This is a genomic window from Mycobacterium sp. IDUB_24, assembly GCF_055419385.1.
In genome coordinates, this window is record NZ_JBVAXO010000002.1 from 308,511 (window position 1) to 329,089 (window position 20,579).

General features: G+C 66.6%; 17 protein-coding genes. 9 read left to right on the forward strand and 8 right to left on the reverse strand.

The features are described 5' to 3' along the window. Positions 1 to 345: 345 nt before the first annotated feature. Entirely contained in the window at positions 346 to 1,236 is an 891-nt protein-coding gene (locus ACZYZF_RS09230; protein WP_463835860.1) for a cutinase family protein, read from the forward strand. A gap of 5 nt (positions 1,237 to 1,241) precedes the next feature. Here ACZYZF_RS09230 and ACZYZF_RS09235 read toward each other — a convergent pair whose 3' ends face one another. From ACZYZF_RS09235 to ACZYZF_RS09245, 3 genes are all read right to left on the reverse strand, one after another. Beyond that, complete coding sequence (locus ACZYZF_RS09235; protein ID WP_463835382.1) at positions 1,242 to 1,541, reverse strand: hypothetical protein; 300 nt, start codon at positions 1,539 to 1,541, stop codon at positions 1,242 to 1,244. Positions 1,542 to 1,556: 15 nt separating this feature from the next. Next, on the reverse strand, positions 1,557 to 2,696 hold the full coding sequence (locus ACZYZF_RS09240) for an anion permease (RefSeq protein ID WP_463835384.1): 1,140 nt from the start codon (positions 2,694 to 2,696) through the stop codon (positions 1,557 to 1,559). 95 nt (positions 2,697 to 2,791) lie between these two features. Next, positions 2,792 to 3,244, reverse strand: coding sequence for a hypothetical protein (locus tag ACZYZF_RS09245; RefSeq protein WP_463745155.1), 453 nt, complete (start codon positions 3,242 to 3,244; stop codon positions 2,792 to 2,794). 145 nt (positions 3,245 to 3,389) lie between these two features. Between ACZYZF_RS09245 and ACZYZF_RS09250 the strand changes: the two genes are divergently transcribed. Then, the gene (locus ACZYZF_RS09250; RefSeq protein WP_463745154.1) at positions 3,390 to 4,550 is read left to right on the forward strand and encodes a DUF7159 family protein; all 1,161 of its coding nucleotides are present in this window, start codon (positions 3,390 to 3,392) and stop codon (positions 4,548 to 4,550) included. Here the strand turns inward: ACZYZF_RS09250 and ACZYZF_RS09255 are convergent. Next, positions 4,534 to 6,480, reverse strand: a complete 1,947-nt coding sequence (locus tag ACZYZF_RS09255; RefSeq protein WP_463835386.1) for an SNF2-related protein — start codon at positions 6,478 to 6,480, stop codon at positions 4,534 to 4,536. The two genes, ACZYZF_RS09250 and ACZYZF_RS09255, sit on opposite strands and share 17 nt — an antisense overlap. A 194-nt stretch (positions 6,481 to 6,674) precedes the next feature. Continuing rightward, a complete protein-coding gene (locus ACZYZF_RS09260) occupies positions 6,675 to 9,050 on the reverse strand; it encodes a flippase-like domain-containing protein (RefSeq protein ID WP_463835388.1) in 2,376 nt (791 codons plus the stop codon). Between the two features lie 246 nt (positions 9,051 to 9,296). Between ACZYZF_RS09260 and stpK7 the strand changes: the two genes are divergently transcribed. After that, the gene (gene stpK7 / locus ACZYZF_RS09265) at positions 9,297 to 11,105 is read left to right on the forward strand and encodes a serine/threonine protein kinase StpK7 (protein ID WP_463835390.1); all 1,809 of its coding nucleotides are present in this window, start codon (positions 9,297 to 9,299) and stop codon (positions 11,103 to 11,105) included. A 68-nt stretch (positions 11,106 to 11,173) separates the two neighbouring features. Here the strand turns inward: stpK7 and ACZYZF_RS09270 are convergent, their stop codons facing one another. Beyond that, positions 11,174 to 11,308: a hypothetical protein gene (locus ACZYZF_RS09270; RefSeq protein WP_463835391.1), complete on the reverse strand. Its 135-nt coding sequence runs from the start codon at positions 11,306 to 11,308 to the stop codon at positions 11,174 to 11,176. 480 nt (positions 11,309 to 11,788) lie between these two features. On the opposite strand from ACZYZF_RS09270, the gene ACZYZF_RS09275 reads away from it, so the two are divergent. The 4 genes from ACZYZF_RS09275 (at position 11,789) to ACZYZF_RS09290 (ending at position 16,646) form a co-directional block, all read left to right on the forward strand. After that, positions 11,789 to 12,922 (forward strand): glycosyltransferase, encoded by a 1,134-nt coding sequence (locus tag ACZYZF_RS09275; RefSeq protein ID WP_463835862.1) that lies wholly within the window; start codon positions 11,789 to 11,791, stop codon positions 12,920 to 12,922. A gap of 38 nt (positions 12,923 to 12,960) precedes the next feature. Continuing rightward, complete coding sequence (locus ACZYZF_RS09280) at positions 12,961 to 13,938, forward strand: glycosyltransferase (RefSeq protein ID WP_463745311.1); 978 nt, start codon at positions 12,961 to 12,963, stop codon at positions 13,936 to 13,938. Next, complete coding sequence (locus ACZYZF_RS09285) at positions 13,935 to 15,413, forward strand: glycoside hydrolase family 130 protein (RefSeq protein WP_463835392.1); 1,479 nt, start codon at positions 13,935 to 13,937, stop codon at positions 15,411 to 15,413. The genes ACZYZF_RS09280 and ACZYZF_RS09285 overlap by 4 nt, the downstream gene beginning before the upstream one ends. Positions 15,414 to 15,542: 129 nt before the next feature. Next, positions 15,543 to 16,646 (forward strand): fatty acid desaturase family protein, encoded by a 1,104-nt coding sequence (locus ACZYZF_RS09290; protein WP_463835863.1) that lies wholly within the window; start codon positions 15,543 to 15,545, stop codon positions 16,644 to 16,646. A gap of 171 nt (positions 16,647 to 16,817) precedes the next feature. On the opposite strand, the gene ACZYZF_RS09295 is transcribed toward ACZYZF_RS09290, so the two are convergent. Continuing rightward, on the reverse strand, positions 16,818 to 17,483 hold the full coding sequence (locus ACZYZF_RS09295) for a sensor domain-containing protein (RefSeq protein ID WP_463835393.1): 666 nt from the start codon (positions 17,481 to 17,483) through the stop codon (positions 16,818 to 16,820). Positions 17,484 to 17,749: 266 nt separating this feature from the next. Here ACZYZF_RS09295 and ACZYZF_RS09300 point away from each other — a divergent pair, with 266 nt between their 5' ends. After that, positions 17,750 to 17,962, forward strand: coding sequence for a hypothetical protein (locus tag ACZYZF_RS09300; protein WP_463745147.1), 213 nt, complete (start codon positions 17,750 to 17,752; stop codon positions 17,960 to 17,962). 78 nt (positions 17,963 to 18,040) lie between these two features. After that, positions 18,041 to 19,405 (forward strand): cytochrome P450, encoded by a 1,365-nt coding sequence (locus ACZYZF_RS09305; protein ID WP_463835394.1) that lies wholly within the window; start codon positions 18,041 to 18,043, stop codon positions 19,403 to 19,405. Here ACZYZF_RS09305 and ACZYZF_RS09310 read toward each other — a convergent pair. Further along, complete coding sequence (locus tag ACZYZF_RS09310) at positions 19,390 to 20,574, reverse strand: FAD-binding domain (RefSeq protein ID WP_463835396.1); 1,185 nt, start codon at positions 20,572 to 20,574, stop codon at positions 19,390 to 19,392. The genes ACZYZF_RS09305 and ACZYZF_RS09310 overlap by 16 nt on opposite strands. Between the last annotated feature and the right edge of the window lie 5 nt (positions 20,575 to 20,579).

Here is a 20,579-nt window from a genome sequence, read left to right on the forward strand (position 1 = left end):
GGCGCCACGGGGGGTGGATCCGGTGATGCCCACCTTCTGATGTGCGATCTGATGCGCGATGTGGGTGTCCGGCAGACGATGACGGACCGCGTTGGTGGGGTGCTGGTGGGTGGCCGGGTTTCCTCGCCGCGCGATTGCCGAGAGTTGTTGCGGGAAAGGTGATTCGGTGGCGTCCGCCGGGCGTGCCGGGGCTGAGTGGATGCCAAACGCCTTGGCCCACTTCCTGAGAGTTCTCTTTGGTTCTTGAGGGAACTCTATGCTTCATATTCTCGGAGCGCGCTTATAGCGGTGCTGTGCCACAGTGAATTAGTGGGAAAGTTCGGAAGTGCCGGTTTAGTTGCCGTCATGGCGGGGGCGGCTTCCGTGATGAGCATTATGGCGATGCCGTCCGCCAATGCGGCACCGTGTCCGGATGCCGAGGTGATATTCGCCCGCGGCACCATGGAAGCGCCTGGAGTAGGCGATACCGGCGAGGCATTCGTTAACTCATTGCGTGCCAACGTCGGCGCGAAATCGGTGGAGGTCTATCCCGTCGATTACCCGGCCACCACTGACTTCCCGACGGCGGTCCAGGGCATCGCCGACGCGCGGGCGCGCATCATGACCACCGTGGCCAACTGTCCTGATACCAAGATGGTGCTCGGCGGGTTCTCTCAAGGTGCGGCGGTCATCGGCTTCGTGACGGCCAGCGTTGTGCCTGACGGGGTTACCGCAGCAGACGTACCGTCGCCCATGCCGCCCGATGTCGCTGACCATGTGGCAGCCGTCGCGTTGTTCGGGAAACCGTCACCGCGATTCATGAAGGTGATCAACAATCCCTCGGTTGTCGTCGGACCGGGCTACACCGCCAAGGCCATCGACCTCTGCGTCGACAACGATCTGGTGTGCGACCCGCAGGGCAGGAGTTTCGGTATCCATACCCAGTACGCGGAGGCCGGTCTGGTGAACCAGGGGGCAGCGTTCGCGGCGAGCAAGCTGCAGGACGACTGGGCGCGGGAGGCAACTCAGCCGGCGCCGCCGGCCACGCTGGTCGGTACCGGGCCGTCGCAGCCGTCGCGGGTGCCGTCGGCCCAGCCCGCACAGTCTCCGCAACCCGCCCAACACATGGGTCCGGCGCCCCAGAACCTTCCCGGTCCGGCCCCTGCTCAGAGTCCCGCAGCACCGAGCCCCGCTGCACCGACTCCCGCTGCGCCCGTCGCGCCTGCGCCCGCGCCGCCGCCTATCGCTCCGGTATAGCCGGCCTAGTGGTGTGCGTTGTCGCCGAACAGGTAGACGCCGGTGTGATGGCCGATGAAATTGTTCGCGATGTACAGCACGCCGGCAGCCACCACGACCAGCACCAACGCGAACATCACCCAGCTGAGCCCCACCAGCAGGCGGCGACGGCCCACAGCTGAGGAGCCCTCGGCGGTGGCACCTGCGATGTCGCCCGCGATGTGGAGTCGGACGCCGATCGCGAACAGGGTGGGCACCGAAGCGCCCACTGCCAGGCCGAAGAGCAGGATCTTGCCGACGGCCACGAGGTTGATCCAGTTGTTCATGTGATTGCCCCGTCCCTACTTGCCCTCGACCGCGGTGAGGCTGCCCTGCCACGCATCGTTGACGTTCTTGTGGTCGATCGGCGGTTTGCGTGACTTGAGCCAGATGGGCACCGTCGAGGCGATCAGGGCCACGAATCCGACCAGCGGCCCGGCAAAGCCGCCGATCCCGTGCACCAGGAAGTAGGTCAGCGCACCGACCAGCCCGGCGGCCGGCAGCGTGATCAACCAGGCGGTGGCCATGTTGCGGGCGACGCCCCAGCGCACCTCGGTGCGCCGGCCCAGCCCACTGCCCAGGATCGACCCGGTGGCGACGTGTGTCGTGGACAGTGAGTAGCCGAAGTGGCTGGACAGCAGAATGGTTGCCGCCGAGGAGACTTCAGCGGCCATGCCCTGGGGAGCTTCGGTGTCGACCAGGCCCTTGCCGAGGGTGCGGATGACGCGCCAGCCACCCGAGAGGGTGCCGAGGGCGATGGCGACGGCGCAGGCGCCGATCACCCAGAACGGCGGCATGGACGCGGACTCGTCGACCGCACCGTAGGAGATCAGGGCGAGAAAGATGATGCCCATCGTCTTCTGGGCGTCGTTGGTGCCGTGCGCCAGTGAGATCAGGGAGGCCGAGCCGATCTGGCCGTAACGGAACGCGGCGATCGTGCGGTCCTTGGGCAGGCCGCGGATCAACCGGTAGACAAGCCAGCTGGCGATGCAGGCCACCAAGCCGGCGATCAGCGGCGACAGCACCGCGGGCACGATGACAGTCGAGACCACCCCATGCCAGATCACGCCATGGCCACCTGCCGCGGCGATCATCGCGCCGACGATGCCGCCGATGAGTGCGTGTGACGAGCTGGACGGAATGCCCAGCAGCCAGGTGAACAGGTTCCACAGGATGCTGCCGACGAGTCCGGCGAACACCAGCTCGAGGGATACCAGGTCGGCATCGACCAGACCCTTGGCGATCGTGGCCGCGACGGCGGTGGACAGAAAAGCGCCGACGAGGTTCAGCAGGGCGGACAGTGCTACAGCGGTGCGTGGTTTGAGTGCTCCGCTGGCGATCGACGTCGCCATCGCATTGCCGGTGTCGTGAAAGCCGTTGGTGAAGTCGAACATCAATGCGGTGAATACGACGATGCACAGCAGGAGAAACTGTAACGACACGGTAAACAATTCTTGAACACGATCGCTACGAATACCTAATTAACTGGCTGAGGTCTCGGTCACGTTGGCGGGCCCGACGTGGGACTCCGGCCGGCTCAGCGTTTCGGGATGTCGACGCCGAGACGCTTGAGTCCGTCGTTGATGTGCAGGTGAGCCTCGTCCATCGTGGCGCCCAACTTCGTCAGCCGGGCGGAACTGTTAGCCGGTGTCAACTCCACACACTGGTCGGCCATGCTGCGGAAGCCGTCGAAGCCCTCCTGCAAGGCGGTGTTGACCGAGACGTCGGGCCCGGGGAGGACCTTGGGCTGGACCGAGTCGACGTACGTGCGTAGGTCGCTGCATGCGTTGTGCAGTGCGCCGTAGTTGGTCATGCGGCCCGGGGTCACCATCGCATTGGCGATCGGACCCAACTGCGTGCCCAGGCCGGCGACGGCGTCGATGACGGCCTGCCGCCACTCATCGGTCACCGGGGCCGCGATCGGCTTGCCCGCGACAGCGCAACCGGCGAGCACGGAGGTGGTGGCCAGGACGGCGGCGATGTACCTCATATGCAGCGAGCTTATGGGGTGCAACCGTTCTGGTGTGGTGCGTTGCCGGGCAGGAGAGTTTGCGCGTAGATCGCCGCACCCACGTGTAAGCGGCGTCACACCGGTAACCTGAGTAATGACTGACTAGGCAGATCGGGGGATCGGTATGGATCTCGTGCTCGGCCTCGCGATGACTTCGAGAGCCGTTCGGTGGGTACTTGTCGAAGGCACGACGGGCGAGGGGCGTCCCGTCGACCGCGGCGCGATCTCCCTCGACGACGCCGCCAGTTATGACCCCGACGGCCTGCTGCGCGGCTTGGTGGACGACACCGAACTCGAGGGCGGACACCGCATTCACGCCATCGGCGTGACCTGGACGAATGACGCTGCGCCGTTGGCCGGCCACATCATGCAGTCGCTCGATACCCGCGGCTACGGAAATGTTTTCGCAGTGTCCGAGATCGAGGCGGCCGGCATGTTGGCCAGTGGCATCGCCGAGATCACCGAGCACGACGACATCGCGGTCTGTCTCGTCGAACCCGACGCCGCGGTGGTGGCGATCGTGACGCCCGACGACGTCAGCGCCGACCGCATCGATCGTTCCGACACGTTCGTCGCCGACATTGCCGGGCTCCTGGCCCTCACCGGTCGGCCGATCAGCGCGATGTTCGTCCTGGGCTCCGATGCGCACGGCCCGATCGTGGCCGATCTGGCCGAGTCCATCCCGGCAGCGGTCATCACCGCCAATGAGGCCGACCTGGCGTTCGCGCGAGGTGCGGGCCTGGCCGCGGCACTCGCGGTGAATACCGCTGCGGCGCCTGCCAAAGGTGTGCACTGGACCAAGGTCGGCGCGCTGGCGTCGGTGGTGGGTGGTGCGTTGGTGACGCTCGTCGTCGCGACCTCGGCGGTGATCGGGCTGCATCTGCATCCCGGAGCGGTATCGGAGACCGCGCAGGCCAAGAGTCTCCACGAGTCGGCCCCCGAGGCCGGCCCGGCCCCGAAGCCGGTGCAAAAGCCGGTACAGAAGCCGGCGGAGAAGGCTGCGGCCAAGCCCGCACCGGCGGCTCCGCCGCATACACCCGAGGCCCCGCCGCCGGCACAGGCGGTCGAGGCGGGAAGCCCGCCGGCACACCAGCCGCCCGCTGCCGCACCGGCACCGGCACCTGCGCCCGCCTACGTTCCGCCCGCGCCCACTCCCGTCTATGCGCCACCGCCGGCCCCGGTGTACAGCCCTCCGCCGTACGTGCCGCCGCCGGTGACCTATCCGCAGCCGCGGCTGCGGGACCGGATCATCGAGCGCATCCCGATCATCAACCGTTTCCACTGAACTTGGCGGTGAGCCCGGACCGGGCGAGCCGGGCCTGCTCGGCGCGCACCACCTCGTCCTGATGCGGGGGAGTCTGGTCGGGATGCTGGGCCAGGCGGCGGATCGGCTCGTCGACGGTGCCCTTGGCCAGCAGTCGGTAGACCCGCACGGTGTGCAGTTCGCTGAGCCGCTGGGTGCGTCCGATCACCCGCCGTTCGGTGCGCGGCAGCCATTGGGGTTCGGCGATGATGAACACGACCGGGGCGTTCAGCCGGCGCAGGTCCAGCTCGCCGGCACCGATGTGGGCCAGCAGGGTGGCCGGGCCGCGGTCGGTGGCGAATGCGTCGACGACGGCCTGCTGATCGGGAACTGACGCATCGACTGTCCCGAAGACGTTTCCCGGCAAGGCTTTCCGAATCACCTCGAGCACAGCGGGGAAGTGAGAGAACACCACCACCCTGGCCCCGTTGATGTGGGCCTCGTTGGTGAGCTCGAGGAGTCGGTCCAGTTTGGCGCCCGGCGACGGTGAACCGGACGGCCAGGCGCCCTGCCGGATCGCGCTGAAGTTGCCGCTGGTGACGGCTTGGCGGTAGCGCTCGCGGTCGGCCCGGCTGGTCCGCACCCATTCTTCGGTGGCGATCCGCGCCGGCAGCTCGTCGACCACATCGCGGTAGTCGCGTCGCAGGTATACCCGGTCCACCGCGCGGCGGAATGCGATCGATCCGCGGTCGCCCGCGTTCGGTGCCACCTTGCCCGCGACATCGGGCTGCAGGAAATCGGCGAGGTGGCGGAAACCGCCGATCCGTTGGTGCATCGCCACGCCGGACAGGAACAGCACACGGTTGTCGGAGGTCAACACGTTGCGGACGGCGCGGGCCCGGTCCGATTTCGGGTCGCGCAGCAGGTGCGCCTCGTCGACGATGACCAGGCTGGGGCGTTCGGGCAGCTTGATGCGCTGCAAGGTGTCGTAGGAGACGATGGCCACGCCGCCGGAGGTCTTCCAATTCTCAAGGCGGGCGTCGCGTTGGCTGCCGCGGATTTCGATCGCCCGTAACGCGGTGTGCTTGGCTGTTTCTGCGGCCCAATGGATTCCGGTGTTGGGCTGGCAGACCACCAGGGTGTGGCGCAGCTGTTCGGCGGCAGCCAGGTGCGCGGCGACCGCCAGTGCCTGCAGGGTTTTGCCGAGCCCCAGGTCGTCGCACAGCAGAACCCGTTCGCGCGTCACCGCATAGCGGGCGCCGAACTCCTGGTACCCGCGCAATTCCGTCCGCAGCAGTGCGCGGTTCAGCACGGTCTTCTCGACCTGCTCGGCCACCTCCGTCCCCACGAAACCCTGCGCCGCATCCACATCGGTTGTCCCGGAGGCAAATTCACTCAGCACCTGGTCGATCGGACGCGGGTCGGCGCGGTATGAAGCCCACGGGTCCCCGTGGGGGTGGTGGACCTCCTCGATCCGGACGAGCAGCTCTCCGACCGATTCCCGCAGCTGATCGGAGGCGGTATGGCTGCGCAGCCGTGGCATCAGCCTGCGTAACTGTTTGACCGGTGTATCGGCGTGAACCAACGTCAGCAACGACGTCAGTAGCTCGGTGTCTTCTTTGCGTAGCGGGGGGCGGGTGGTGGTGCGGATGTGGTCGGCCATGGCCTGGGCCGCGGCCTGGACGGATTGCGCAGCCTCGATGTCGACACCGGGCACCTGCGTCAACAGCCGGGCGGGCACGGTGTGGATGTCGGCGACCGTGCGATATTCCGAATTGGCCAGCCCACCGAGGCGGGCGCCGCGTGCCAGATATGGGCGCAGGTGCTCCAGCGGTGCGGCCTTCAGCGTCCGGGTCACCACCTCGTCGGTGCTCGCGTGGATGCGGTCGGCGATGTCGGCACGAAGTTTGCCAATGCGGGCGAGCGCCGCATCGGCTTGGCGGATCAGCTCGGCGGGGTCGGCGCTGTCCATGACAAATCATCATTGCACTGTCGGACTGTGCCCGGGTGCACGGATTCGCCCGCTGCGACAGCTCTGGACCCGATAGACCATTCCGCCAGCCCCTGTGGCGAGCGTGCGGGTTATCCCGCCGACAGTCGCAATCTGGAGAGAAAACCTGCACGCTCGCCACAGCGTTCCTCAGCAGGTACCAGGACCCAGACCCGTCAGATCATCTCGTTCTTCGTCAGCCAGCGCATCACCGGCCAGCCGATGAACACCGGCAGCCAGCAGGTCAGCACCCGGTAGAGCAGCACCGCGGGCACCGCGATCCCGGCAGGCACCCCGAACGCCGCCAGACCACCGATCAGGGCCGCCTCGACCGCGCCGACACCGCCGGGGGTGGGGGCCGCTGAGGCCAGGGTGCCGCCGACCATCGTCACGACCGTGACGGTGACGAATGAGGTGGTTCCGCCGAACGCCTCGACGCTGGCCCAGAGTGCCAGGGCCGCACCGAGAGTGGTGCCCGCCGCACCCAGCACGATCAGTGCCAGCCGTTGAGGTTCGCGGGCCAGTTTGACCAGGTCGGCGGTGACCTCTTCGAGTTTGGGCCGCACCGAGGACGCGAGCCAGCGCCGTAGCTTGGGGACGGCCAGGAACGCGCCGATGAGTCCGAGGGCGAGCCCGGCAATGAGGTAGAGGATCGTGGAACTCGGCACGAAATGCGACAGGTCGGCCGAGGCTCCGGCCGCGGTGCTGAACAGGATCAGCAGGATCACGTGCACGATCACCTGCACCGACTGTTGCAATGCCACGGCGGCGGTGGCGCGCGTCGTGCTCAGCCCGCCTTTCTGCAGGAACCGCGTGCTCAGGGCCAGGCCGCCGACGCCCGCGGGCGTGGTGGTGGCGGCAAAGGTGTTGGCCACCTGCATGATCGACAGATTGCGGAAACTCACCAGCCCATCGGCACACGCCCACAGTGCGGCCGCCGCACCCACATACGTCAGAGCTGAGACGGTCAGCCCCAGCGTGGCCCACGACCAGTTCACGGTGCGCAGTTCGGAGAAGAACGTCGGCACGGTGCTGATGAACGGGTAGGCCACGTAGACCAGGGCCCCCAACAACACCAGCTGGATCACCTGGGTTCGGGTGAACCTGGTGATCGTCTCGGCCTGGATCTGGTCGGCACCGGTCTGGCGTTTCACCTCGTCGCGGGCGGCGGCCATCACGGCCTTGGCGTCGGGGACGGCGTCGCGGACCCGCGTCGGTACCGCGGCCTTGGTCAGCCGCCGCGACGCGGTCAGCACGGCGTCACGACCGAACGCCTCGATTGCCGCGGCTACTGCGGACTCCGGGTCGTACAGCGCCGTGGTGGTGACGAGCAGTTGCGCGATGTCGGACTGCAATTGGGCGTCGGTGGCACCGTATTCGGCGCTGCCGAACCCGCCGAACAGCACCGCGCTGTCGTCGACGGTGATCTCCTTGCTGCGCAGGTCGCCGTGGGAGATCTGGTGGTCGTGCAGGGTGCGCAGCGCGTTCCACACTCGCCCGACGGTGGTCTCGTCGGTGCACTGGTCCAACTGGACACCGCGTTTGCGGTTGTGGGCGTACAGCGTCCAGCCGCGGTCGAGGGCGGCCACCGACATGGTCGAGGTGCTGGCCAGACCCAGGTCGCCGATGGCGATGGCCATCAGTGCCCGGTGCTCGACGGCGCGGCGCATCGAGGTCTGCAGGGGTGCGGTCTCGTTGGAGCGCAGGCGCAGCTTTCGCCACACCTGACGTACGGCGCCGCCGCTCTGTTGGTTGGGGCCGTAGAGCTCGATGACGGCGCTGGAGTCCGGATCTTGGGAAGCCGCGTCGAGCATCAGCGGGCCGGCGCCGGCCGGGCGCACCACGGTGAACGCCGAGACGACGAAGCCGCGCCGGGCCAGGGCGCGCACCGCGCCGTCGAGCGGGACTTCCAGGGCCGGCGTGCCGACGATCCACACCACGAGGGCGCCGACGAACCAGCCCGCGGCCAGACCGAGCAGTGAGCGGGCCGGCACCACGGCGCTGACCACGAGGTGGATGGGCACGAACGCCAGCAGCAGCGTCCACCACCAGCGCCGCAGCCGGCGGGACAGCCATGGCCCGGAGACCGTGAGCACGGCGGCGAGCATGCCGATCCAGCGCGGGTCGTCGAGGAACTGCGACAGCTGTGAGTCGAGCCGATCGGAGAGATCGAAATGCCATCTGGGGGCGGCGATGCCGTTGGCGGTGATCGACAGCGAAAGCATGGTGATCAGGGCGGCGGCCGCGTAGGCGCCCAGCAGTTTCCACTGCCGGCCCAGGATCAGGCTGACCAGGATGACGAACGGCAGGGCCAGGATCGCCACGCCGTAGGCCAGATAAACCAGATTGGACTGGGTAGGGGTCAGCACGCCGACGATCTCGGAGATCGACTTCTCCAGCGCCACCCATTCGTAGCGGGTGATCAGTGAGCTGGTGATGACGGTGGCCAGGAAGATCGCGGCCAGTGTCAGGCGCAGGATGTCGTTGGTGCGACGGGTCGGCGGTTGCAGGAGGCTGCCGGTGACGGTGATGTCCCGTCCGTCAACGCGCATGTTCCCCCTTTCCGGCCCGTTATCGAGACGCGCTATCGAAGCCCGCGACCAAGGTAGCGGGATCGGATGCCGATATCGGCATTTGGTGGCGATCTGAACCGTTACGAATTCACATCGGTCTCATTAGTCACCGCGGGCGACAATTTTTGCTCGCCTGATGTGATCCAGGCCGACATATGCGAGCAACGTGATGTAACTTCGATCGACATGCCGACGCCGAAATGGCCGCTCCGGAGGAGTTGAACGGTGGATTCAACCCCATTCGGGCACTATCAGCTGCAGAAGCTGATCGGTCGGGGCGGGATGGGCGAGGTTTACCAGGCCTACGATTCCGACACCGACCGGATCGTCGCGCTCAAGGTCCTCCCGCCGCACCTGGCGCAGGATTCGACGTTCCAGGAACGGTTCCGCCGCGAGTCGCACGCCGCGGCGGGGGTGAGCAATCCGCATGTGGTGCCCATCCACGGTTACGGCGAGATCGACGGCCGGCTCTATCTGGACATGCGGTTGATCGAGGGCCGCAACCTCGGCGCCATGCTCACCAAGACCGGCAAGCCTCTGGACCCGTCCTTCGTGGTGGGCATCATCGAGCAGGTCGCCGAGGCGCTCGACAGCGCGCATCAGGCCGGGTTGACCCATCGCGACGTCAAGCCGTCGAACATCCTGATCGCCCACAACGATTTCGTGTACCTGATCGATTTCGGCCTGGCCCGCACCGCGGGGGATTCGGGCATGACGACTGCGGGCAGCACCCTGGGCACGCTGGCCTATATGGCGCCGGAGCGGTTCGACGCGGGCAAGGTCGATCCGCGGTCGGACATCTACGCGCTGGCGTGTGTGCTCTACGAATGCCTCACCGGCGAACGGCCGTATCCGTCCGACAGTCTCGAACAGCAGATCGCCGGTCACATGGTGTCAGCGCCCCCGCGGGCCTCCGAGAAGGACCCGCGGCTGGCGGCCTTCGACGACGTGATCGCCAAGGGCATGGCCAAGAAGCCGTCCAAGCGCTATCAAAGTGCGGGGGACCTGGCGGCGGCGGCGCGGGACGCGCTCACAGCATTTCCTGTGCCGGTGCGCGCGTCGGCCCGCTCGGGGCGGCATTCGGCGCAACGCGTTCCCACCCGCGTGCGGGTGTCCAAGAAGGTGGCCGCGATCGTTGGCGCGACGGTGGTGGTGGCGGCGCTGTGCGCGGTGGGGGTGTGGCAGCTGCGGGACAGCGGTTCGGGCCGGGTCGCCAATGTGGCCGGTTCAGCTGGGTCCGGCCCGGTGCAGGCGCCGACAGGCGCGGTGGACGACATCGCGAAGACGGTGCCCGGCGAGATCCGCGACTCCGGCCGTCTGGTGATCGGGGTGAACGTGCCCTACGCGCCCAACGAGTTCAAGAATTCCAGCGGAGAGATCGTCGGGTTCGACATCGATCTGATGAAGGCCGTGACTCGCACCATGGGATTGGTGCCCGACTTCCGCGAGACCGGTTTCGAGGGGATCCTGCCCTCGGTGGCCGACGGCAATTTCAACATCGGCATGTCCTCGATCACCGATACCGCCGAGCGCGAGCAGCAGGCAGATTTCGTCACCTACTTCGAGGCGGGCACGCTGTGGGCGCGGCGGCCCGGCTCATCGGCCGATCCGGGTTCCTCGTGCGGACTGCGAGTCGGCGTGAAGTACAGCACGATTCAGGAGACCCAGGAGATCCCGGCCAAATCGGATGCATGCGTCGCAGCTGGGTTGCCGCCCATCGAGAAGGTGGTGCGCACCCATCAGGACGAGGTGACGGCCGCGCTGATCGCCGGTGAGGTGGACGCCATGACCGCCGACTCTCCTGTGACCGGGTTCGCGATCAAACTCAGTGGCGGCGCGTTGGAACCCGCCGGCGAAGTTTTCGACTCGGCGCCCTACGGCTGGCCGGTGGCCAAGGGCTCCGGTCTGGCCGAGTCGTTGCGGTTGGCGCTCGAGCACGTGATGGACACCGGCGAGTACCGCACCATCGCCACCATGTGGGGTGTGGAGAAGGGGATGATCACCCAGCCGGTGATCAACGGGGCGTTCCAGTAAGGGTTTTCGCCGTTGACGCGGTCACGGTTGAAGCCGGTAACCGGCGATGCCGGTTACCGGGTCGAGCCCTAACGCTTCTTGGAATGCAGAACGTCGTCCGTTGACGGCGTATTGCCGGATTTTGCGCGCTTTACAGCGCGTTTTTCTTTGAGGGATTTGCCGGACTTCTTGGCCAGGCTTTGTCGCGGCGATTTGTCGGCCATGTCGGCCCCTTTGAATGTGGGGGCCTGTGTCGGTCCCGGTTCCATGAACCCTACGCATACGACCGGTTATGCGCAGCAGCACAGGTCGGCGCGGTTGACATTGCCTGGGGTGCAGCGTTGACTGGTGTTCTGGCCCGGATCCCGCCACCAGGCACAATCGATCCATGCGCTAGCAGAGAGCATTCAGTTTTCTTGCGATATCGCGAAATTCGGTTCAGTTCAAACACGTCGGTCTTGACGTGCTCGGAGCAGCCCGAGAGGTCGGCCGCGAGCCGAAGCGAGGGCAATCATTACGCACATCACCGAGCCGAGGGTAATCGGCAACCATGCAGAGATGGGACCGTCGACGCCGGAAGGCGCTGAGGATTCGGATGTTTCCGTCGCGGCTGTGAAACCGATGGAAGTGCTTCGCGCCCAAATGATGTCGGCTACATCTTGAGTGCTGCATCTGTTCTGCACCTACCGACCGGCCCTTCGTCGGTGCGCACCCGTCCCGATTCTCTGAGGGTTGGGATACTCAGCACGTACCCTCCGACTCCTTGTGGTCTGGCGACATTCAGTGCAGCGCTCGCAGGCGGTTTGGCGGCGACCGGTGCGGATGTGAGTGTTGTTCGGATCTCCGATGGTTCGTCGTCTGGCGACGGCCGGGTCGTCGGAGAGCTCGTCAACGGATCTGCGGCATCTGTCGCGGCCAGTTCGGATCTGCTCAACCAGAACGACGTCGCCGTTATCCAGCACGAGTACGGGATCTACGGCGGTTCTGACGGTGACGAGGTTGTCGACATCATCGGTGACCTCGATGTCCCGTCGATCGTCGTGCTGCACACCGTCCCCAAAGATCCGACACCCCAACAGCGTTCAGTGCTGGAGATGGTCGCGGCGCTGGCCGACCAGGTCGTGGTCATGTCCGAGTCGGCGCATCGGCGACTGTGTCTCGGCTTCCATGTCGAACGCAGAAAAGTCACCACAATCCCGCATGGTGCGATGGTCCCGGTACACGCGCAGACCAAGCGCGCCGGCAGACCCACCCTGCTGACCTGGGGTTTGCTCGGGCCGGGAAAAGGCATCGAGCGCGTCATCGACGCAATGGGTGACCTGCATCAGCTCAACGGCCGGCCACGGTATCTGGTAGCCGGCCGGACGCATCCGAAGGTGCTCGCCGCAGCTGGAGAGGACTACCGCGACTTCTGCGTCGAGAAGGCGCGGTCGAGTGGCCTCTCCGACGCAGTGCACTTCGATTCCGGTTACGTCGACGGGACGTCGTTGACTGCGCTGGTCCGCGCCGCGGCCGTGGTGGTGCTGCCCTACGACTCGACAGAGCAGGTCACCTCCGGGGTGTTGGTCGACGCAGTCGCCCATGGGCGGCCTGTTGTCGCTACCGCCTTTCCTCACGCCGTCGAGCTGCTCGGGACTGGGGCGGGCATCGTGGTCGATCATGAGAATCCGGAGGCGCTCACGTCTGCTTTGCGCAGGGTGCTCACCCAACCGCGCCTCGCCGGCGCGATGGCGGCCGAAGCGCGTCGGTTGGCGCCGATGATGTCATGGTCTGTCGTCGCCAATGCGTACCAGTCGACGGCGCGGAAGATTCTGGCCGAGCGGTCGGAACTGCAGTGACCGCCCCGCCGATTCCCCGATTCGACCACCTGTTGCGGATGACGGACGGCAGTGGCACCTTCGAACATGCCCGACTGGCGGAACCGAGATGCGAAAACGGTTATTGCACAGACGATATGGCGCGGGTGCTGATCGTAGCGACCCGTGCACCCGGCCCCGACCGGGACTTGAACCGTCTCGCTGGTGTGGCGATGCGCTTCCTCAACGAGGCGCAGACCCTCACCGGCGCTTGCCGCAACCGGATGGACATCAGCGGCGCGTGGGTGGACGAACCGGCGCTGGAGGACTCGTGGGGGCGCTGTCTGTGGGGCTTGGGGACGGCAGCTGCGCACAGTGAAGTCGGAATGGTCCGCAAACTGGCCGTCAACCAATTCGAGCGTGCCGCGCAGCAGAGGTCGGTGTGGCCACGGGCGATGGCGTTCGCCGTGCTGGGAGCAGTTGAGCTGCTCTCCGCCCACCCCGGGCACAGCGCCGCCCACTCGCTCATCGCCGACTACGTCGCAGGTATCCCGGCGCCCACCGGCAACCCGGCCTGGCCATGGCCCGAACCGAGACTCACCTACGCCAATGCGGTACTCGCCGAAGCCATGATTGCCGCTGGCGTCGCGATCGACGACTCTGCGCTGTGCAAGCGGGGGTTGGACCTGCTGGCATGGCTGGTCGAGCGTGAGACGGCGGACGATCACCTGTCGGTCACGCCTGCGGGCGGCTGGGGCGTCGACGATCCGCGACCGGGATTTGACCAGCAACCGATCGAGGTGGCCGCACTGGCGGATGCGTGTGCCCGCGCCGCCGCTGTCGATCCGAGCACTATCTGGCCGGAAACCGTGCGGGCAGCTGCCGCCTGGTTCCAGGGTGCCAACGACGTCGGCGAGCTGATGTGGGATCCGGAGACCGGTGGCGGATTCGACGGGTTGCACGCCGACGGGGTGAATCGTAATCAGGGCGCCGAGTCGACACTGGCGGTGCTATCGACTTTCCAGCAGGCGCAACGCTTTTCCCATGTCGCCCCATGACGGCGATCCAGCCGGTGATGCTCACGCGCAGTTCGCTGTGGTTGAGAGCTGACCCTGCGCGGGTGATCACACAGTTGTTCGTGGCGGGCCAAGAGGGTTTCGAACATCAGGAATCCCGGGCGGGCAAGGTTCTGGCGCGGATCCTGGATCTGGACGAGGCCCAGGTGCAGGCGGCGTTGGACGATGTCGTTCTCCGGCACGGTGGTCGTCACCGCAGCCTTGTCGGCACGTTTCGGCGCCACGCCGCCGAACTCGCCGACCGGCTCGCTTCCGGTTCGACGCTGTCGGAATCTCGAATGTTGTTGCTCGGAGCGGTGTTCACCAACGAGTACGCGATCGAGGGTGCTGCACTGTGCAACCCCAGCATCGTCGTGCACCCAGATCAATCTGGAACTGCCACCGGCAGTGTGAGATTCGTGATGAGTGTGCGGGGCATCGGGGAGGGGCACCGGTCATCGATCGGCTTCCGGACCGGCACCGTAGATGATGCCGGCCGCGTCGTGGTCGACGGCCCGGTCCCGTTCGCCTCCGTCGGTGCAACCGTGCCGAGGCTCCTCGATGCGGATGTGTTCCGCAGCGAGCTGGCCTTTCTGCACGGTGGCGGCGAGGCTTCCGACTATGTGCTCGATGCGCTCGGTGATCGGTTCACCCGTGCCGACCTGGATGAGCGGCTCGAGCAGTTGCAGCGACACCGCAGTACCCGCCGGCATGCACCGGCCACGATTGCCTTGATCCGAGCGATCGCTGACCGCGCGTACGGGATCGAATTCTCGGGCGATACCGCACTCTCCGAGCGTGTGCTGTGGCCCGCCATGAGCGCCGAAGCCGCCGGGATGGAAGATGCGCGTTTCGTACGTTTCGTCGACGACGACGGCGCGGTCACGTACTACGCGACCTACACCGCGTACAGCGGCTCGCAGATCAGCCAGCAGCTCCTTTCGACCACCGATTTCGGGTCGTTCAACTCGGTGCCGATGGTCGGTCGGGCCGCCGCGAACAAGGGTCTTGCCCTGTTTCCGCGCCGGATCGGTGGACGCTTCGCGGCCATGTCGAGATCCGACCGGGAATCGAACACTGTCGCCTTTTCGGACCACCCGGCGGTGTGGACGAGCTCGTTGCCGTGTCAGCAGCCGACGCAGCCCTGGGAGGCGCTCCAATTGGGAAACTGCGGTCCACCCATCGAGACGGAGGATGGCTGGCTGGTGCTCACTCACGGCGTCGGCCCGATGCGCACCTACCGGATCGGCGCCATCCTGCTCGACCTGGATGATCCAACCCGGATTCTCGGTCGACTCACTGAACCGCTGCTGAGTGCGGAGGACGACGAACTCGACGGTTATGTGCCCAACGTTGTGTACTCGTGTGGTGCGCTTGTGCACGCCGACACCTTGGTGTTGCCGTTCGGGGTCGGTGACGCGGCAATCCGCATTGCCACCGTTCCGCTGCCTGAACTGCTGGGTGCACTGCGTGGGTAGCTCGGCATCGACACTGGTCACAAGGGCCCGACCTGGCGCTGTGGCAGGGATCCACATCCGCGCCTAGGCTGAAGGCACTCTCACCCAGGTGGCCCGGACCATGCCGCCGTACATAGACGGACCGGGAAACTGACTATCAGAGATATCGCGGCATACTCGAAGCTGAGCCGCGCGGACATCGACGCGATCGCGGCCGAGCTCGACACCATCCGCAGCGACATCGAGGAGTCACTCGGTGCGCGGGATGCCGCCTACATTCGACGCACCATCGTGTTCCAACGCGCGCTCGAGGTGGCCGCACGGCTGCTGATCGCGGGCACCAGGTCGAAGGCCGGCCTGCTGGCCGGGACGGCGACGCTGGCCTACGCCAAATCCGTTGAGAACATGGAACTCGCACATAACGTCGGCCACGGTCAGTGGGATTGGATGAACGATCCCGAGATCCACTCCAGCACCTGGGAGTGGGACCAGGTAGGCCCGTCGGCGCAGTGGCGGTATTCGCACAATTACCACCATCATGTGTTCAGCAACGTGCTGGGCGTGGACGACGACCTCGGCTTCGGCATTCTCCGGATGAGCCGCGACCAGCAGTGGGAACCTCAACATCTTGTGCAGCCACTGCGAAATGTGTTGTTGGCCATGATCTTCGAGTGGGGGATCGCCCTACATGACTTCTACTCCGCCAGGGACCGGGCGGACACCGAAGCCGGCAAGGCAGCCGCGCGACAGGCGTTGCACGCCAAGGTCGGGCGCCAGCTCACCAAGGACTTCATCGTCCTCCCAGTGTTGAGTGGGCGGCGCTGGAAGCGGACGCTGATCGCGAATCTGGGCGCGAATGTGCTGCGCAATCTCTGGGCGTACCTGGTGATCTTCTGTGGGCATTTTCCTGACGGTGCGGAGAGGTTCGGCCCGGAAACGCTGCAAGAGGAGAGCCGCGGCGAGTGGTACCTGCGGCAGATGCTGGGCGCGGCCAACTTCAAAGCCGGTCCGGTACTGGCATTTTCCAGTGGAAACCTGTGTTACCAAATCGAGCACCACCTGTTTCCGGACCTGCCCAGTAACCGCCTGGCGGAGATCAGCGTGCGGGTGCGCGGCGTGTGTGAGAAGTACGATCTGCCCTACACCAGCGGTCGTTTCAGCCGCCAGTACCTGCAGACGCTGCGGACGATTTTCAAACTCGCACTGCCCAACGCGGGGTGGCGGTCGTTGCTCGGAGCGGCGCCACCCACTTGACCGGGATCCCGAAAAGGAACGCTACTTCTGCAGTCCCTGTGCCGCAGTCAGTCGAACAGGGAGAAGCTGTCGATCATGGGGTGGCGCGCCCTGAACCTCCAGTACACGCCGTTGTGGGGTCCGTGTCAACATTACCGCCGGATCGGTTGTAATCCTTTGTAGCGCAGCAGGTTAGAGCGCGGTGCGGCCGGCGATGATCTTGGCCAGCTGCACCGTCTGCTGGTCGGTGATGTCGTAGCCGCTGATCCGCAGGTCGACGACGAGGTTGTCGACCGCAAGGATCGCGCGGTGGGTGATGCGGTCGTTGACGTCGACCGGTTCGTCGTTTGTGATGTCGACACCGTCGAGCACGGTCGGAACGGCCATCCGGCGGGTGTCCCGCGTTTTGCCGCCGTCGTAGCTGAAGGTCAGGGTGTCGTTGCCGCAGCGGCGCCAGATGTCGACGGTGTGAGCCACCACGGCCTCGGCGGCCTTGGGGGTGTCGAACCTGGCGATGGCCTGGTCGACCTCCACGTCATCGGCGTCGTCGGCGAGTTGGGTTTCGCGGAACTCGCGGTAATCGCTGGCGCGGTAGATCCAGTCCATCGCGTTGCCGATGACGACCATGCATTCCGGGCGGGAGACGGGCTCGTAGTTGGCGTTCGTCATGGGGGAACGCAGCGCGGTCTTCGGCCGGACCTCGGCGTTCATCACGGCGTTGATCTCGGATTCACTGGCCATCATGCTGCCCAGCACGTCGACGTGAGCGCCGCCGGAATCGGGGACCGTGGGGGTGCAGCCGGTGAGCAGGGCAGCGCACAGCGCCAGGCCGGCTGCGGCGTTGCGATGAGCGCTCATCAGGTCCCCCTTGGATCTGTTTGCTGATCCTAGACGTGATCGCGGGGTATGCCGGACGGTAATCGGTCGGCCGACCACTGCCGTCCCTCCGGTGGCAAACGGCGCAGAACCAGCCCAGCTCGTTCCCCCGATCGGGGGACACGAGATTCGTCCGGTCCATGGGCCGGTCGGTCGATACAGCCGCGGGCCGGATCGGCGCATTCTTGTTTCAACGCCGGAACACACCGGAAAGAACACCAAAAGCCTTATCCGACAAAGGAGTCGACATGAGCACCATCGCCCGCCGTATCGCCGCAGGCTTCACCCTGGCCGCCGCTCCCGCGCTGATCGCCCTGGGCGCCGCCACTGCTCACGCCGATTCCGCCACCCTGAACGCCGGGCCGTCGGTCAGCTCGCATCAGGCCTTCCCCCACCAGCACAACATGCCCCAGCCCGGCTCCTCGACCCATCACCACCACCAGCGCAACCACGCCAAGTAGGCCTGGGGGAGGCAAGGCCCGGACGCGACCCGGCGTCCGGGCCTTTGGCGGGCGGCCGGCGGCTCGTATGGTGGGGTTATGGCCGGTACCGCGTCACTACCGCCGGGGCCTCCGTTACCTCCGGCGGTGCAGGCTGCGGCGATGATGCACTACTGGCCGCGCTTCGTATCGGCCTGCCGGCGACGCTATGGCGACGTGTTCACGTTGCGGGTCGCGGCGATGGGCACGATGGTGTACCTGGCGGACCCGGCCGACATCAAGGTGGTGTTCGCCGGGGACCCGAAGATTTTTCATGCCGGAGAAGCGAATTCGGTGCTCAGTGCACTGCTCGGCGACAGTTCGGTGCTGGTCGTCGACGAGGATGAACACCACGAACGTCGGCGGCAGATGTTGCCGCCGTTCCACCGCGACGCCGTCGCCCGCCAGACCGAGATCATGGCGGAGATCGCCGCCGCGAACCTTGCGGGTTGGCCGGTGGGAACCACGTTCCCGGCGGCGCCGAAGATGGCCGAGATCACCCTGGAGGTCATCCTCCGAACCGTGATCGGGGCGTCGGATCCGGGGCGGCTGGCCGCGTTGCGTGAGGTGATGCCGCGGCTGCTCAGGGTGGGTCCGTGGGAGTTGATGGCGGTCGCCCGGCCGGGCTTGCTGGAGCGACGCCCGTGGCGGGCCCTGCGGCGAAACATCGAGGAGGCCAACCGGCTGCTGGGCGCCGAGATCGCCGACCGTCGCGCCGACCCCGAGCTGGCGTCCCGCACCGATGTGCTGGCCATGCTGGTGCGTTCCACCGATGAGCGCGGGCACACCATGACCGACCGTGAGCTGCGCGATCAGCTGATGACCTTGCTGGTCGCGGGGCATGAGACGACTGCGACGGCGTTGTCGTGGGCGCTGGAACGGTTGACCCGCCACCCCGCGGTGCTGGACAAGGCGGTGCAGGCCGCGCGTACCGGCGACGACGAGTACCTCGACGCGGTCGCCAAGGAAACCCTGCGGATCCGGCCGGTGGTGTTCGACGTGGGCCGGGTGCTGAAGCAGCCGGTGGAGGTGGCCGGCTACCGGCTGCCGGCCGGGGTGATGGTGGCCCCGGGCATCGGGCTGGTCCACGAACGCGACGACGTGTATCCCGATGCCGACCGGTTCGACCCGGACCGCATGCTCGGGGTGACGATGGGCCCCACCACGTGGTTCCCGTTCGGCGGCGGCAATCGCCGCTGTCTGGGAGCCACGTTCGCGATGGTCGAGCTGCGGGTGGTGCTGCGCGAAATCCTGTGTCGGGTAGACTTTTTCGCCACGGCCGCCGCGGACGAACGGCAGCGGGTCAAGCACGTCACCCTGGTACCGCACCGCGGGGCGCGGATCTGTGTGCGGGCCGTCCACGAGCTCACGGTTGAGACGGATCGCCGTCGGGAAGAGGCGGCCCCGCGTCAGCCGATCCGGTAGTCGGGCAGGTCGAGGTCGTCCCGCACACTGCCGGCGAACAGGCCCGCCACCGGGCGGCTCAGGTTCATCGCGCGCAGCGCCACATTCCGGAACCACAAACCGAACCGGGTCCTGGTGGCGAAGAAGCCCAGCATCCGTTCGGCACCGGCCTGCTTGCCTTCGATGAACGGCCGCAGCAGTGACTCGTAGCTTGCGAAGGCGGTTCGGTGATCGCCACCCGCGCGGGCGAGTTCCCCGGCCAGGGCATATGCCTCGGTGATGGCCAACCCGGTGCCCTCGCCGCCGAGCAGGGAGATGCAGCCCGCCGCATCGCCGATCAACAACACCCTGTCGTCGGACCAGTGGTCCATCCGGATCTGGCTGACCACGTCGAAGTAGAGATCGTCGACGTCGTCGACCGCGGCCAGGATCTGTCGACATTCCCAGCCCGCGTCGTCGAACTGGTTGTGTAGCTGCTCTTTTGGTGTCATTCCGCGGTCGTCGTGCTCATCGCGGAACACGAACAGGAACATGGTGCGGTCGCCGCGCAGCGTGAACTGCCCCACCTGCCGGCCAGGGAGGGCGTAGGTGAGGTAGACATCGGAAGTGCCGGTGCCGGAACACGGGCGGTAGCCGTCGACCACGCACGCAGCGACCTTGCAGCCCAGGTAGTGCTCGTACCGCTCCTCGGGACCGAACACCAGGCCGCGCACATTGGAGTGCAGTCCGTCGGCACCGATGAGCAGGTCGAAGTCGTCGGCCGGGCTGTTCTCGAAGGTCACCCGTACCCCGTCGGGGTATTGGTCGATGCAAGCGATGCTGTCGCCGAACACGGTGGGCACGCTGCCCTCGACGGTGCGGTAGATCGCGGCTGCCAGGTCGCCGCGGGGCAAGCTGGTGTAATCGCTGCCGATCATGCGCCGGAACACGTCGACGCGGAGTTCGGCGTCGGTCGTGCCATCGGGTCCGAGTGACCGCACGGACTGCACGTCATAGCCGGCGTCGCGGATGGCGGATTCGATGCCCATCTTCCGGGTGACCCGGTAGCCGATGCCCCAGAAGTCGATCATGTAGCCGCCGGTGCGAAAACCCGGCGCCCGTTCGATCAGTGTGGGGGTGTGACCGCCGCGGTGCAGCCAGTGTGCGAGCGCCGCCCCGGCGACCCCGGCTCCACTGATGGCGATCCGCATGACAA